This window comes from Achromobacter sp. SLBN-14, from assembly GCF_006715415.1.
Classification (GTDB): domain Bacteria; phylum Pseudomonadota; class Gammaproteobacteria; order Burkholderiales; family Burkholderiaceae_B; genus Achromobacter; species Achromobacter mucicolens.
Genome location: NZ_VFNE01000001.1, coordinates 4,137,923 through 4,151,779 on the forward strand (window position 1 = coordinate 4,137,923; position 13,857 = coordinate 4,151,779).

7 protein-coding genes and 3 rRNA genes are annotated in these 13,857 nt (G+C 58.4%); 6 read left to right on the plus strand and 4 right to left on the minus strand.

Going from position 1 to position 13,857, the window contains the following annotated elements; all coding sequences use genetic code 11:
- Positions 1 to 143: 143 nt before the first annotated feature.
- The gene (locus FBY20_RS18845) at positions 144 to 1,070 is read right to left on the minus strand and encodes a LysR family transcriptional regulator (protein ID WP_142053943.1); all 927 of its coding nucleotides are present in this window, start codon (positions 1,068 to 1,070) and stop codon (positions 144 to 146) included.
- A gap of 246 nt (positions 1,071 to 1,316) precedes the next feature.
- On the opposite strand from FBY20_RS18845, the gene FBY20_RS18850 reads away from it, so the two are divergent.
- On the plus strand, positions 1,317 to 2,834 hold the full coding sequence (locus FBY20_RS18850; RefSeq protein WP_142053945.1) for an acetyl-CoA hydrolase/transferase family protein: 1,518 nt from the start codon (positions 1,317 to 1,319) through the stop codon (positions 2,832 to 2,834).
- A gap of 143 nt (positions 2,835 to 2,977) precedes the next feature.
- On the opposite strand, the gene FBY20_RS18855 is transcribed toward FBY20_RS18850, so the two are convergent.
- Positions 2,978 to 3,910, minus strand: coding sequence for a LysR substrate-binding domain-containing protein (locus FBY20_RS18855; RefSeq protein ID WP_142053947.1), 933 nt, complete (start codon positions 3,908 to 3,910; stop codon positions 2,978 to 2,980).
- A gap of 122 nt (positions 3,911 to 4,032) precedes the next feature.
- Between FBY20_RS18855 and FBY20_RS28010 the strand changes: the two genes are divergently transcribed.
- The 4 genes from FBY20_RS28010 to rrf all read left to right on the plus strand — a co-directional run bounded on the left by FBY20_RS28010 (position 4,033) and on the right by rrf (position 10,240).
- Entirely contained in the window at positions 4,033 to 4,332 is a 300-nt protein-coding gene (locus tag FBY20_RS28010; protein WP_255452399.1) for a hypothetical protein, read from the plus strand.
- 835 nt (positions 4,333 to 5,167) lie between these two features.
- Positions 5,168 to 6,698: ribosomal RNA gene (locus FBY20_RS18865) — 16S ribosomal RNA — on the plus strand.
- Positions 6,699 to 7,040: 342 nt separating this feature from the next.
- Positions 7,041 to 9,925 (plus strand): 23S ribosomal RNA (locus FBY20_RS18870).
- A gap of 202 nt (positions 9,926 to 10,127) precedes the next feature.
- Positions 10,128 to 10,240: ribosomal RNA gene (gene rrf / locus FBY20_RS18875) — 5S ribosomal RNA — on the plus strand.
- The 16S, 23S and 5S rRNA genes sit together here, the layout of an rRNA operon.
- A 223-nt stretch (positions 10,241 to 10,463) precedes the next feature.
- Here rrf and FBY20_RS18880 read toward each other — a convergent pair.
- Complete coding sequence (locus FBY20_RS18880) at positions 10,464 to 11,204, minus strand: aldolase (RefSeq protein WP_142053949.1); 741 nt, start codon at positions 11,202 to 11,204, stop codon at positions 10,464 to 10,466.
- A gap of 27 nt (positions 11,205 to 11,231) precedes the next feature.
- Positions 11,232 to 11,945 (minus strand): haloacid dehalogenase type II, encoded by a 714-nt coding sequence (locus FBY20_RS18885; protein ID WP_142053951.1) that lies wholly within the window; start codon positions 11,943 to 11,945, stop codon positions 11,232 to 11,234.
- A 371-nt stretch (positions 11,946 to 12,316) separates the two neighbouring features.
- Here FBY20_RS18885 and FBY20_RS18890 point away from each other — a divergent pair, with 371 nt between their 5' ends.
- Positions 12,317 to 13,186, plus strand: a complete 870-nt coding sequence (locus tag FBY20_RS18890) for a LysR family transcriptional regulator (RefSeq protein ID WP_142053953.1) — start codon at positions 12,317 to 12,319, stop codon at positions 13,184 to 13,186.
- Positions 13,187 to 13,857: the final 671 nt, after the last annotated feature.

The window sequence follows — 13,857 nt, forward strand, 5'->3', positions numbered from 1 at the left end:
CCTATATTTCAGAGCCCCTGCCTGCGCGGTGAATAACGCCGTCGGCGGGAAGAAAAACGGGGCCGGATTTGCGGCGCTTGCGCCTCGCCCGCGGGCGGCCATGGCCACCTCGCAACCCCTGTTTACGAGCCGAACGTTTGGATTCAACTCCCAGAGCCGTGGGGGGCGCGCGCCGCCCGGCTCCGAGGCTTGCCCAGCACGGCATCGCACACCTCCAGCCAGGCGCGGGCGGCGAACGACAGATAGCCGGATTGCAGCCAGATATGCCCAACTTCCCACTGCATGCCGGACTTCGCCAGCTTGGCGGTGCTAAGGCCCCGCGTCTTCATCCGCTGCATCAGGGGTTCGGGCAGCAGGGCCACCCCCAGCCCTGCCGATGCCATCGCAACCAGGAAATCCCAGTGAGCGCTCTGCGCCGCGATGCTGGGCTGCAGTCCCGCATCGGCAAACGCCTGGCGCAACCGCCGGGTGATCGCGAAGTCGTCGGTGGGAATCAGCAGCCGCGCGTCGCGCAACGCGCTCAGCGGCAATGAGGTCTTTCCGGACCATGGCGCGTCGGGCGGTCCAATCACCCAAATCGGATAGCTGCCAAACGCTTGAGCAACCAGGCCGCCGTCGGGGGCGACCGGCAGGATGGTGGCTCCAACCTCCAGTTCGCCGCTGGCCACCAGGCCTTCCACGGCCTGGCCGGTCCCTTCGCGCAGCGTCAGATGAATGCCGGGATGCAATTCGCGAAACCGCTTGACCACCGGCGTGAACAGCAGATTGATCATGGGGGGGATGCCGACCTCCAGCGCGCCGCGCCCCAGTTCCGCGGTTTGCCGCAGTTCTTCCGACAGCTGGCGCATGGTCTCCAGCACCTGCAGACCGCGCTGGTACATGACCCGGCCTGTATCGGTGGGGCGGGCCGTATGCCCATCGCGAATCAGGAGCGGCGTACCGGCTTCTTCTTCCAGCTGCCGGATCATCTTGCTCACCGTGGACTGCGTGACGAACAGCGCCTTCGCTGCCTGCGTGAAGCTGGCATGGCGGACGGTTTCCACGAAATACCGCAAAGCGCGCACGTCCATGGGAAAGCTGACCCCTTCGCGCGATGCGCGACAAAAACGCAAATGATGAAAAAAACGACTGGATTGGATGATTTTAAGTCATTACGAGATTTGCGCCCGCGTTCCTATACTGCCGAAAAATCGTTCCATCGCCCGCATCCGCGGCCCTTGGAACCTCGGGAAACGCCGCGTCAGACGGTGCCCGGGCGCTGAAGATCCTTCGCCGCGCCCGGCCCTAAGCCGCAAGCCTTTGAATTTGGAGACAACATGCCTTTCGACCGGATCCGCAACCCAGAACTGCACGCCCGGATCACCACAGCCGAACAGGCCGCCTTACTGATTCAGGACGGAATGACCGTCGGAATGAGCGGATTTACCCGGGCGGGCGACTGTAAGTCGGTGCCCGCCGCGCTGGCCGCGCGAGCCGAACGCGAACCGCTCTCCATCACCTTGATCACCGGCGCATCGCTCGGGCACGACACTGACAAGATGCTGGCGCAGGCCAATGCGCTCGCGCGGCGCCTGCCGTTCCAGGTCGACACGACCCTGCGCCGCAAGATCAATCAAGGCGAAATCGCCTTCATCGACCAGCACCTGTCCGAAACGGTGGAACAATTGCGGGCCGGTCACCTGGGCCCCATCAACGTGGCCATCATCGAGGCCGCCGCCATCACCGAAACCGGCGCGATCGTGCCGACGATGTCGGTGGGCAATTCGGCGTCGTTCGTGCAACAGGCCGACAAGATCATCGTCGAACTGAACACGAGCGTGCCCGCGGCCATCGAAGGTCTGCACGACATCTACATCCCCGGCGATCGTCCCGCCCGCCAGCCCATCGGACTGGTGTCGGCAGACCAGCGCATCGGCCAGCCCTTCATCGAGGTGGATCCTTCCCGCATCGCTGCCATCGTCATCACGCAGGAGCCCGACAGTCCCTCCAACGCGCTGCCGCCCGATGCAGAAACCAACGCGATCGCGGGCCACATCAACCAATTCCTGCGCGGCGAAGTCAACGCCGGCCGTCTGACCAATTCGCTGCTGCCGCTGCAGGCAGGCATCGGCACCATCGCCAATGCGGTATTGCACGGCTTCGAGTCATCCAACTTCGAGAACCTGGTCATGTACTCCGAGGTGCTGCAGGACAGCGCCATCGAGCTCCTCGACCAGGGCAAGCTCGCATTCGCATCGGCGTCCTCCATCACCGTCTCCAAGCCGGTGTATGAAAAGATCCTCGCCAACATGGAACACTACCGCCAGCGCATCGTGCTGCGCCCGCAAGAGATCAGCAACGCGCCTGAAATCGTGCGGCGTCTTGGCATCATTGCCATCAATACGGCGCTGGAATTCGACATTTACGGCAACGTGAATTCCACGCACGTTGGCGGCACGCACATGATGAACGGCATTGGCGGCTCAGGCGACTTCGCCCGCAACGCGCATATCTCGATCTTCGTGTCCAAGTCGATGGCCAAGAGTGGCGACATCTCCAGCGTGGTCCCGATGGTGTCCCATGTCGATCACACCGAGCACGATGTCGATGTGCTGGTCACGGAATGCGGTCTGGCCGACCTGCGCGGTCTCGCTCCGCGCGAGCGCGCGCGGGCCATCATCCAGAACTGCGTGCATCCGTCTTACCGCGCCGCGCTGCAAGACTACTTCGATCGTGCCTGCGAACGCGGCGGCCAGACGCCGCACCTGCTCGAAGAAGCATTCTCGTGGCATCAGCGGTTCAACGAAACCGACTCGATGCAGCCGGTCGCCGCATCCGCCCGCAAGGTCGCCTGATGCGGGACTAAAGATTGACTGCCGCCGTCGCGGCGTCCGCCTGGGTTTCGAGCGAAGCGAACCCAGGCTATTTGAGGCTAGGTCCTGCCGGACGCCGTGTTTTGGTCAAGGTAAAGCGGCTGCATGCTGCTTTACCTTTTTTTTCACTGGGCCTCGTTCTCGTCCTCGGACTTGGAGGTCACCAGAGTCTGGCGCGAAATTTCCAGTTCGTCGCGCAGCCACTGCTTGAACTCGGCCAGGGGCGCCCAGTCCCGCAAGCTTGGCCGATAGACCAGGTGATAGGTCTGCGCCAATTCGTAGTGCACCCGCACCGGCGACACCTGCACAAGCCGCCCCGCGCACAGCGCATCCGCCGCCAGAAGTTCTCGGCCCAACGTAATCCCCAGCCCCTGCTCAGCTGCTTGCAGCATCATCCCCGCATCGTTGAATGACGCCACAGGCGTGACCTGCGTCGGAAATCCGGCTGCTGCAAACCAATGCTGCCATAGCTCACGTTCGCCCAGCAGCGGTTGGCGCGCCAACGTTTGGGGGGAGTTGTCGGGCAGGGCGGCCATCGTCTCGGGCGAAGCAAGCACGATGAGCGGCAAGGGCACATCGAACAGCGGCTCAGATTCCACGCCGGGCCAGGGCCCTTGCCCGATTCGAAGCGCGGCATGAAATCCGTCGCGCAACAAGTCGACCAATTGCTGGGACGTCTCGATCTCCAACGCCAGGCCGGGATGCCGTGCGCGCCAACGCGCCATGCGCGGAAGCAACCACCGCTGGGCAAACGAAGGCAGCACGGACACCCGCAGCCTTTGCTCGCTGCCGGACGCAGCCGCGCTCGCAGTCATGAGCCCTTCATCGAGCAGCGCCATGGCGCCTTGCACGCTGCACAGAAGTGCCGCGCCCGCGGAGTTGAGGACGATGCCGCGCCCGCTGCGCTCGAAGAGCGGAAAACCAATCTGCTCTTCCAGCACCTTGATCTGCTGGCTGACCGCGCTATGTGTAAGGTGAAGGCGCTCCGCCGCAGCGCGAAGGTTCTGCAATTCCGCGACAACGCGAAACGCAGGAAGCGTATTGAGGGGCAATCGCATGGCAGATCCAGACTGGAATTCGACTGGTCATCGTAGCTTACCGATCATGCCAAAACAATTAGATTTTCAGGCGGATATTGGGCGACTACGCTTACCAAAACGGATCAGCAAAGGAGCCCGTGATGACCGCTCAGCCTTTCATGCCGCCTGTCACCTTGGCCGGTGCACCCCCCAAAGCCAACCTGGCGCACGCCGAACCGGTCGCCGTGCTGGAAAGCGCCCAGGCGCCAGACCGCAGTTTCATGGCGCGTCTGTGGAACGCCTACTGCATTCGCCGCAACGAGCGGCGTATGCGCAACCTCGCGCAAGACATGGATACCCACCTGCTAAATGACGTGGGCGCGCCCCAATGGCTGGTGAACGAAGTCGCTCTGAGCCGCGATCTCGCGCGGTTGCGCAACAATCATTACCTGCGCTGGTAAATGACCCCGCCCGCCGCGTCCGCCGCCTACCACCCACTGGCTTCTCGCTGGTTCGCTATATATAGACAGCGAATCGCGTTACCCGTGGTCGGCGGCTCCTCGCCACCGACGGCACACCAAAAATTTGCGACACTGGCATGACAGCCCAAAATTCTGTGCTATAGTCTCGCTCCTTCGCAGCTCAGACAGTTTTGAGACGCGAAGCCAAGCAAGTGCAACAGGTGGCGGGGCAACCCAATCTCACCTGCCGCAACGGCACTCGGTAATGAACGCCAAGCGGTTATTGCAAGGATCGACGCAAATCAGGCGGAAGCCAGTTGCAAGATCTGCAAAAATTGTGCTATAGTTTTGGGCTTGGCAGTTACTGAAAAATTAGGGTTTACCCTGACGTTTCAATAGCTGCTAGGGCAGGACGAAAGTCCTGGCGAGACTTGAAGAGGTCGCCGCAAGTAAGTGACGCAACAGCGTAAAGCAAAAAGCGAAGCTGACTTGACAAGCGATAAAAACTTCTTCATAATCTCGTTTCTCTGCTGCAACAACAGCAACAACAGCGACGACGCAAAAGCGAAGTTAGCCGAAGTTGAGAGCAGAAACCAGTAGTACAGAATTTAGCAGTACCGCTCTTTAACAACTAAACAACCGATAAGTGTGGGCGCTTGATGCGAGTGCAGCGATTAGGTTTCGGCCTTATCGCAAGCACAAGAAATCAAGTGCTCACTAGAAGTGAAGTACCTTAGACGTCAAGTTTAAGAACATACCTCACTTCCTTTGAGTAGCGACGTATGACCTGGTTTGGATTTATTCAGACCAAGAATACGAAACAAATACAGAGATTAAACTGAAGAGTTTGATCCTGGCTCAGATTGAACGCTAGCGGGATGCCTTACACATGCAAGTCGAACGGCAGCACGGACTTCGGTCTGGTGGCGAGTGGCGAACGGGTGAGTAATGTATCGGAACGTGCCTAGTAGCGGGGGATAACTACGCGAAAGCGTAGCTAATACCGCATACGCCCTACGGGGGAAAGCAGGGGATCGTAAGACCTTGCACTATTAGAGCGGCCGATATCGGATTAGCTAGTTGGTGGGGTAACGGCTCACCAAGGCGACGATCCGTAGCTGGTTTGAGAGGACGACCAGCCACACTGGGACTGAGACACGGCCCAGACTCCTACGGGAGGCAGCAGTGGGGAATTTTGGACAATGGGGGAAACCCTGATCCAGCCATCCCGCGTGTGCGATGAAGGCCTTCGGGTTGTAAAGCACTTTTGGCAGGAAAGAAACGTTCCGGGTTAATACCCCGGGAAACTGACGGTACCTGCAGAATAAGCACCGGCTAACTACGTGCCAGCAGCCGCGGTAATACGTAGGGTGCAAGCGTTAATCGGAATTACTGGGCGTAAAGCGTGCGCAGGCGGTTCGGAAAGAAAGATGTGAAATCCCAGAGCTTAACTTTGGAACTGCATTTTTAACTACCGAGCTAGAGTGTGTCAGAGGGAGGTGGAATTCCGCGTGTAGCAGTGAAATGCGTAGATATGCGGAGGAACACCGATGGCGAAGGCAGCCTCCTGGGATAACACTGACGCTCATGCACGAAAGCGTGGGGAGCAAACAGGATTAGATACCCTGGTAGTCCACGCCCTAAACGATGTCAACTAGCTGTTGGGGCCTTCGGGCCTTGGTAGCGCAGCTAACGCGTGAAGTTGACCGCCTGGGGAGTACGGTCGCAAGATTAAAACTCAAAGGAATTGACGGGGACCCGCACAAGCGGTGGATGATGTGGATTAATTCGATGCAACGCGAAAAACCTTACCTACCCTTGACATGTCTGGAATGCCGAAGAGATTTGGCAGTGCTCGCAAGAGAACCGGAACACAGGTGCTGCATGGCTGTCGTCAGCTCGTGTCGTGAGATGTTGGGTTAAGTCCCGCAACGAGCGCAACCCTTGTCATTAGTTGCTACGAAAGGGCACTCTAATGAGACTGCCGGTGACAAACCGGAGGAAGGTGGGGATGACGTCAAGTCCTCATGGCCCTTATGGGTAGGGCTTCACACGTCATACAATGGTCGGGACAGAGGGTCGCCAACCCGCGAGGGGGAGCCAATCCCAGAAACCCGATCGTAGTCCGGATCGCAGTCTGCAACTCGACTGCGTGAAGTCGGAATCGCTAGTAATCGCGGATCAGCATGTCGCGGTGAATACGTTCCCGGGTCTTGTACACACCGCCCGTCACACCATGGGAGTGGGTTTTACCAGAAGTAGTTAGCCTAACCGCAAGGAGGGCGATTACCACGGTAGGATTCATGACTGGGGTGAAGTCGTAACAAGGTAGCCGTATCGGAAGGTGCGGCTGGATCACCTCCTTTCAGAGCTTACGTGCTCGTGTTAAGCGTCCACTCTTATCGGTTGTTTGTTGTAGCTGGCGTCAAGGTTTGGCGTAGCGTAGAAACTAACTGATAGCGCTGCTTGCAGCGTTATCAGTTGGGTTTTACCCAACAGCTATATTTGTTCTTTAACAATCTGGAAGAAGCACAACGAAAATGTGTTCATCGAGTAATCAGCGTTGCTGATGAAGATGGGCACGGGTTGTGATTGCATTATTTTTTGTTCCAAGTTCTCAAGACTGGGGTGATAAGCCTCAGACTGCTTTGAAACTTATGAACGGCACAAACGCTAATACTCAGGTCCTATAGCCTACAGCGTTATAGGATCAAGCGACTAAGTGCATATGGTGGATGCCTTGGCGATCACAGGCGATGAAGGACGTAGTAGCCTGCGAAAAGCTGCGGGGAGCTGGCAAACAAGCTTTGATCCGCAGATATCCGAATGGGGAAACCCACTGCAGCAATGCAGTATCCCTAGCTGAATACATAGGCTAGTGGAAGCGAACCGGGTGAACTGAAACATCTCAGTAGCTCGAGGAAAAGAAATCAACCGAGATTCCGAAAGTAGTGGCGAGCGAAATCGGATGAGCCTTTACGTTTTAGCGCGCAGGATAGTCGAACGGAATGGAAAGTCCGGCCGTAGCAGGTGATAGCCCTGTAGACGAAATTCTGTGTGTGGAACTAAGCGTAAGACAAGTAGGGCGGGACACGTGAAATCCTGTTTGAAGATGGGGGGACCATCCTCCAAGGCTAAATACTCGTGATCGACCGATAGTGAACCAGTACCGTGAGGGAAAGGCGAAAAGAACCCCGGAAGGGGAGTGAAATAGATCCTGAAACCGTATGCATACAAACAGTAGGAGCCTCCTTGTGGGGTGACTGCGTACCTTTTGTATAATGGGTCAGCGACTTACATTCAGTGGCAAGGTTAACCGAATAGGGAAGCCGTAGCGAAAGCGAGTCCGAATAGGGCGATTTAGTCGCTGGGTGTAGACCCGAAACCAGATGATCTATCCATGGCCAGGTTGAAGGCACGGTAACACGTGCTGGAGGACCGAACCCACTAATGTTGAAAAATTAGGGGATGAGCTGTGGATAGGGGTGAAAGGCTAAACAAATCTGGAAATAGCTGGTTCTCTCCGAAAACTATTTAGGTAGTGCCTCAAGTATTACTGCGGGGGGTAGAGCACTGTTATAGCTAGGGGGTCATGGCGACTTACCAAACTATGGCAAACTCCGAATACCCGCAAGTACAGCTTGGGAGACAGAGCACCGGGTGCTAACGTCCGGACTCAAGAGGGAAACAACCCAGACCGCCAGCTAAGGTCCCGAATTATCGCTAAGTGGGAAACGAAGTGGGAAGGCATAGACAGTCAGGAGGTTGGCTTAGAAGCAGCCATCCTTTAAAGAAAGCGTAATAGCTCACTGATCGAGTCGTCCTGCGCGGAAGATGTAACGGGGCTAAGCGATAAACCGAAGCTGCGGGTGTGCACTTTTAGTGCACGCGGTAGGAGAGCGTTCTGTAAGCCTGCGAAGGTGGCTTGTAAAGGCTGCTGGAGGTATCAGAAGTGCGAATGCTGACATGAGTAGCGATAAAGGGGGTGAAAAGCCCCCTCGCCGTAAGTCCAAGGTTTCCTGCGCAACGTTCATCGGCGCAGGGTGAGTCGGCCCCTAAGGCGAGGCAGAGATGCGTAGCTGATGGGAAGCTGGTTAATATTCCAGCACCGTCGTACAGTGCGATGGGGGGACGGATCGCGGAAAATCATCAGGGTGTTGGATGTCCCTGTTGCTGCATCGAAGATGGCGCTTAGGCAAATCCGGGCGCGTAAATCAAGGGTGTGGCACGAGCGAGCATTGCTTGCGAAGTGATCGGAAGTGGTTCCAAGAAAAGCCTCTAAGCTTCAGCTGTACGAGACCGTACCGCAAACCGACACAGGTGGACGGGATGAATATTCCAAGGCGCTTGAGAGAACTCAGGAGAAGGAACTCGGCAAATTGATACCGTAACTTCGGGAGAAGGTATACCCCGGTAGTGTGAAGCGCCTGCGCGCTTAGCATGATGGGGTCGCAGAGAATCGGTGGCTGCGACTGTTTATTAAAAACACAGCACTCTGCAAAGACGAAAGTCGACGTATAGGGTGTGACGCCTGCCCGGTGCCGGAAGGTTAAGTGATGGGGTGCAAGCTCTTGATCGAAGCCCCGGTAAACGGCGGCCGTAACTATAACGGTCCTAAGGTAGCGAAATTCCTTGTCGGGTAAGTTCCGACCTGCACGAATGGCGTAACGATGGCCACACTGTCTCCTCCTGAGACTCAGCGAAGTTGAAGTGTTTGTGATGATGCAATCTACCCGCGGCTAGACGGAAAGACCCCATGAACCTTTACTGTAGCTTTGCATTGGACTGTGAACCGGCCTGTGTAGGATAGGTGGGAGGCTTTGAAGCGTGGTCGCCAGATCACGTGGAGCCATCCTTGAAATACCACCCTGGTTTGTTTGCGGTTCTAACCTTGGTCCGTTATCCGGATCGGGGACAGTGCATGGTGGGCAGTTTGACTGGGGCGGTCTCCTCCCAAAGTGTAACGGAGGAGTTCGAAGGTACGCTAGGTACGGTCGGAAATCGTGCTGATAGTGCAATGGCATAAGCGTGCTTGACTGTGAGACTGACAAGTCGAACAGGTGCGAAAGCAGGACATAGTGATCCGGTGGTTCTGAATGGAAGGGCCATCGCTCAACGGATAAAAGGTACTCTGGGGATAACAGGCTGATACCGCCCAAGAGTTCATATCGACGGCGGTGTTTGGCACCTCGATGTCGGCTCATCTCATCCTGGGGCTGTAGCCGGTCCCAAGGGTATGGCTGTTCGCCATTTAAAGAGGTACGTGAGCTGGGTTTAAAACGTCGTGAGACAGTTTGGTCCCTATCTGCCGTGGGCGTTGGATACTTGACGGAGCCTGCTCCTAGTACGAGAGGACCGGAGTGGACGTACCTCTGGTGTACCGGTTGTCATGCCAATGGCATTGCCGGGTAGCTAAGTACGGAAGAGATAACCGCTGAAGGCATCTAAGCGGGAAACTCGTCTGAAGATTAGGTATCCCGGGGACTTGATCCCCCTGAAGGGTCGTTCGAGACCAGGACGTTGATAGGTCGGGTGTGGAAGCGCAGTAATGCGTTAAGCTAACCGATACTAATTGCCCGTGAGGCTTGATCCTATAACACTGATGGTTATGACCTGGTGATATAGCGTTCCAAGTGTCGTTCAATACAAAATACTGGCTGCACCGTCAGCAGCCAGCCAACACAATTACACCCCACCGTGCGCCGATCATCGAGCCCCAGGCTCTGATCGTCACGCGTTGCGCTTCTTCCAAGATTGGAGCCGTTGCCTAACCCGCAACTGCTCAACCAGTTACGCCTGACGACCATAGCAAGGTGGTCCCACTCCTTCCCATCCCGAACAGGACAGTGAAACGCCTTTGCGCCGATGATAGTGGACGGACGTCTGTGAAAGTAGGTCATCGTCAGGCTTTTATTGCTCAAAACCCCGCAGGTATCCCCTGCGGGGTTTTGTTTTTGTGGCGTCGGGATTACTGCATTGAGATTCCAATATCGGAAATGCGGTATCAGGGATGCAGCAACGGGAATGCAGGATCGGAATTTATTAAAACCCCCCTCGCGGCTGGCGCCGCGAGGGGGGTTTGTTTATGGCTGGATCGGGTGCTCTGCTGTTTGAGTCGGATGCTTTTCTGACTACGGAAGCTGGCGGCGCAGCGCTGCGAAAAATAGCTCGGATTGCAGGCGTTCGCTTTGAATCTGGGCCGCAACCTTGGCGGCGAGGTCGGCGTTGACGGGAACCAGGGGACGGCCGGTGGATTGTGCCAAGACCTGGGCGGTACAGGCCCGCTCGAGGAAGAAGAGATCGTCGTAGGCGTAGTCGAGACGTTCGCCGCAGACAACGACGCCGTGGTTGCCGAGGAAAACGATGTCCACGCCTTGCATGGCGTGCGCGATGCGTTCGCCTTCGGACACGTCCAACGCCAGTCCGTTATAGGCGTGGTCGATGGCGAGGCGGCCGTGAAAGCGCATGGCGTTTTGGGACAGGGTGGTGTCCAAGCCGCGATCCGTGGTGAGCGTGAGTGCCGTGGCGTAGGGCATGTGGGTGTGCAGCACGCAGGCCTTGCCGGCGATGCGGTGGATGGCGGCGTGGATGAACATGGCGGTGGGCTCGACTTCGTGGCGGCCGGCAAGCTTGTTGCCGTGCGCGTCGACCAGCACGATGTCGTCCGCCTGCACCTCGTTCCACATGAGGCCACGTGGGTTCAGAAGGAAATGATCGGGATCGCCCGGCAGTGCCACGCTGAAATGATTGCAGACGCCTTCGCCCAGTCCGTGGGCCGCAGCCGCACGTAGGGCCAGCGCCAGGTCCGTGCGTAGAGCGGTGACGGGATCTGCATGGAAGAGTGCGTTGGCAAAACCGGGTTCCTGGTTCATGACAACCTTCAAGGGATGGGTTGGGGATCAGAGCCAGCCGGCTTTACTGAAAACGTCCAGCACGCGATCCAGAGTTGCTACGGTAGCGTCAGGCCGATAGTCAGGCAAGGGTTTGCGGCCGGTGCCGCGGTCGATCCAGATGCAGCGAAAGCCAATGTCGCGTGCTGCAGCGAGATCCAGATGAGGGCTGGCGCAGATATGCACGACGTCTGCCGGGGTGACGCCAAGCTTTTGATGAGCATGGGCGAAGATGGCGGGTGAGGGTTTGTACGCGCGGGCCTGTTCAGCTGAAATGACGCGGTCGATATGGCCACCCATTTGGGCCACGTTGCCCGCGATGATGTTGTCATCGGTGTTGGAGATGATGCACAGGCTAAATCCGGCTTGTTTGAGCCTAGCGAGCGTGTCGACGACTTCCGGAAAGGGCGGCATGCGGGAAATGCTGCCCGTGAGTGTCTCCGCGTCTTCGGGCCGGTACTCAAGGCCGTAATGCGCCATGGTGAGGCGTAAGGATTCGCGGGTGACCTCGGCGAAGTTGCGGTAGGGCGGCGTCCGTTCAAGGTGGTGCTCGTGCCCATCGTATATATGCAGAAACTGCGCGGCGGTCGGCCGGTTCATTGCGGCCTCGCGGCCCGCGAGGATCTTTTCCACCGCGGCTTGCAAGCCTTCGTCCCATTGAATGAGCGTGCCGTAGCAGTCGAAAGTCAGCCATTGCGGGCGGGGAGCTTGGTTAAAAGGCATGTCGGTGCTCGGAGAGAGTTCGGAGCTTCAGCGTAAGGCCCGCTGCTATAAGTTGTAAAATTAATTAATGCGCTTACCTTAGTTGTGCAGCCAATGAGGTGCGGTATGCTTATCAAGCGCCGTAGTGCATGGGTGGCTCCGCTAGCAAGAAGGGCCGTCCCATCCAGCTGATGAGCCGCACGCCGCGAGTGCGCAAACGGCGCTGGGGGAAGGGCCCCACGCCGACGTACAAGCGCGCCGCGCCCGACCTGCTTTGTTGTCTAGGTGTAGAGGTTAGATGCCAGGGCTAGCCGAGCCGGTCAGGGCGGGAAGATTTGGAAGCGATCCAGCTCGCTCGTGAGCGGCACTTCAACATCAATTAATCAAAGCCGATGCTCGATCTTGAACTATTGAAGACGCTGGTTTGCGTCGTGGACGAAGGCAGTTTCACTCGGGCGGCCAGCCGTGTTCATCGCACGCAGTCGACGGTTAGCCAGCAGGTGCGCAAGCTCGAACAGAGCGTGGGCAAGACCTTGCTGCTGCGGGACCGCGCCGGCGGCAATGTGTCTGCGACCGAGGACGGCGAAGTCATGTTGGCGTACGCGCGGCGCTTGCTTGCGATTGCGGGGGAGGCCGAGCATGTACTGTCAGCGCCGAGAAGCGCTCGCGTGATTCGATTGGGCGTGCCTGAGGACTTCGATGTGTCGCGGTTGACGGTGCTGTTGGCGGAGTTTGCGGCGCGGCATGCGCAGGTGCGGCTGGAAACGTTGAGCGGCATGAGCACGGATCTTCGGGCGGGGCTGGCGGCCGGCGAGTTCGATCTGGCGCTGGTCAAGCGGGATCCGGGTGAAGGGCCTTGCCTTGCGGCTTGGCCGGAACGGCTGGTGTGGGTGGGCGGACAAGGGCGCAATCAAGCGGCGGCCGTCGTGCCACTGGTTCTTTTTCCGCAGGGATGCGTCTATCGCAAGCGGATGATCTATGCGCTGGAGAGCACCGGGCGGCCGTGGCATATCGCCTACCACAGCCACAGTCTGGCCGGCGTGCAGGCGGCCGTGGCAGCGGGGCTGGGCGTCAGTCTGTTGCCGGCTTCGGCGCGCCTTGATACGCATGTCGAATTGGGCACCGCGGACGGGTTTGCCGATGTGCCGCCGACCGAGCTCGCGATCGTGGGAGACGCGCGCGCCCTCGGCAGTGTTGGCCAGGATCTGGTGGGTGCGCTGAAGCAGGCGATTGGTGGGGAGATGAAGCAGCCGGTGACGTAGCAGGGACGTTTTGGATGGTCGGGCTAAGCGGGAGAGGCCGCGCGGTGTAGAGTCAAATCCACGCCGTGGTGACGGCCTCAGCACAAGCGACAGTCATGGTGGCGGTCACGGCGGCGGTCAGGGATACAGTCGCGGCAGCGGTCGTGGTAGCAGTCACGGCGACAGTCACGGGCACCATCATGGCCACAGTCGTGGTCCCAATCCTGGACCCGATCGCGGCCTCACCTGCTGCGATACTCGCGGCAACATCGCGGCCTCAAACACTGCGTCAGTCGCGGCACCATTGCGGCGCCAAACACTGCGTCAGTCGCGGCACCATTGCGGCGCCAAACACGGCGTCAGTCGCGGCACCATTGCGGCGCCAAACACGGCGTCAATTGCGGCACCATTGCGGCCTCAAACACCGCGACATTCGCGGCAGCATCGCGGCCTCAAACACGACGTCAGTCGCGGCAATATTGCGGCGTCAAACACGGCGTCAATCGCGGCAACATTGCGGCGTCAAACACGGCGTCAGTCGCGGCAACATTGCGGCGCCAAACAGGGCGTCAATTGCGGCACCATTGCGGCCTCAAACACCGCGACATTCGCGGCAGCATCGCGGCCTCAAACACGACGTCAGTCGCGGCAATATTGCGGCGTCAAACACGGCGTCAATCGCGACAACATCG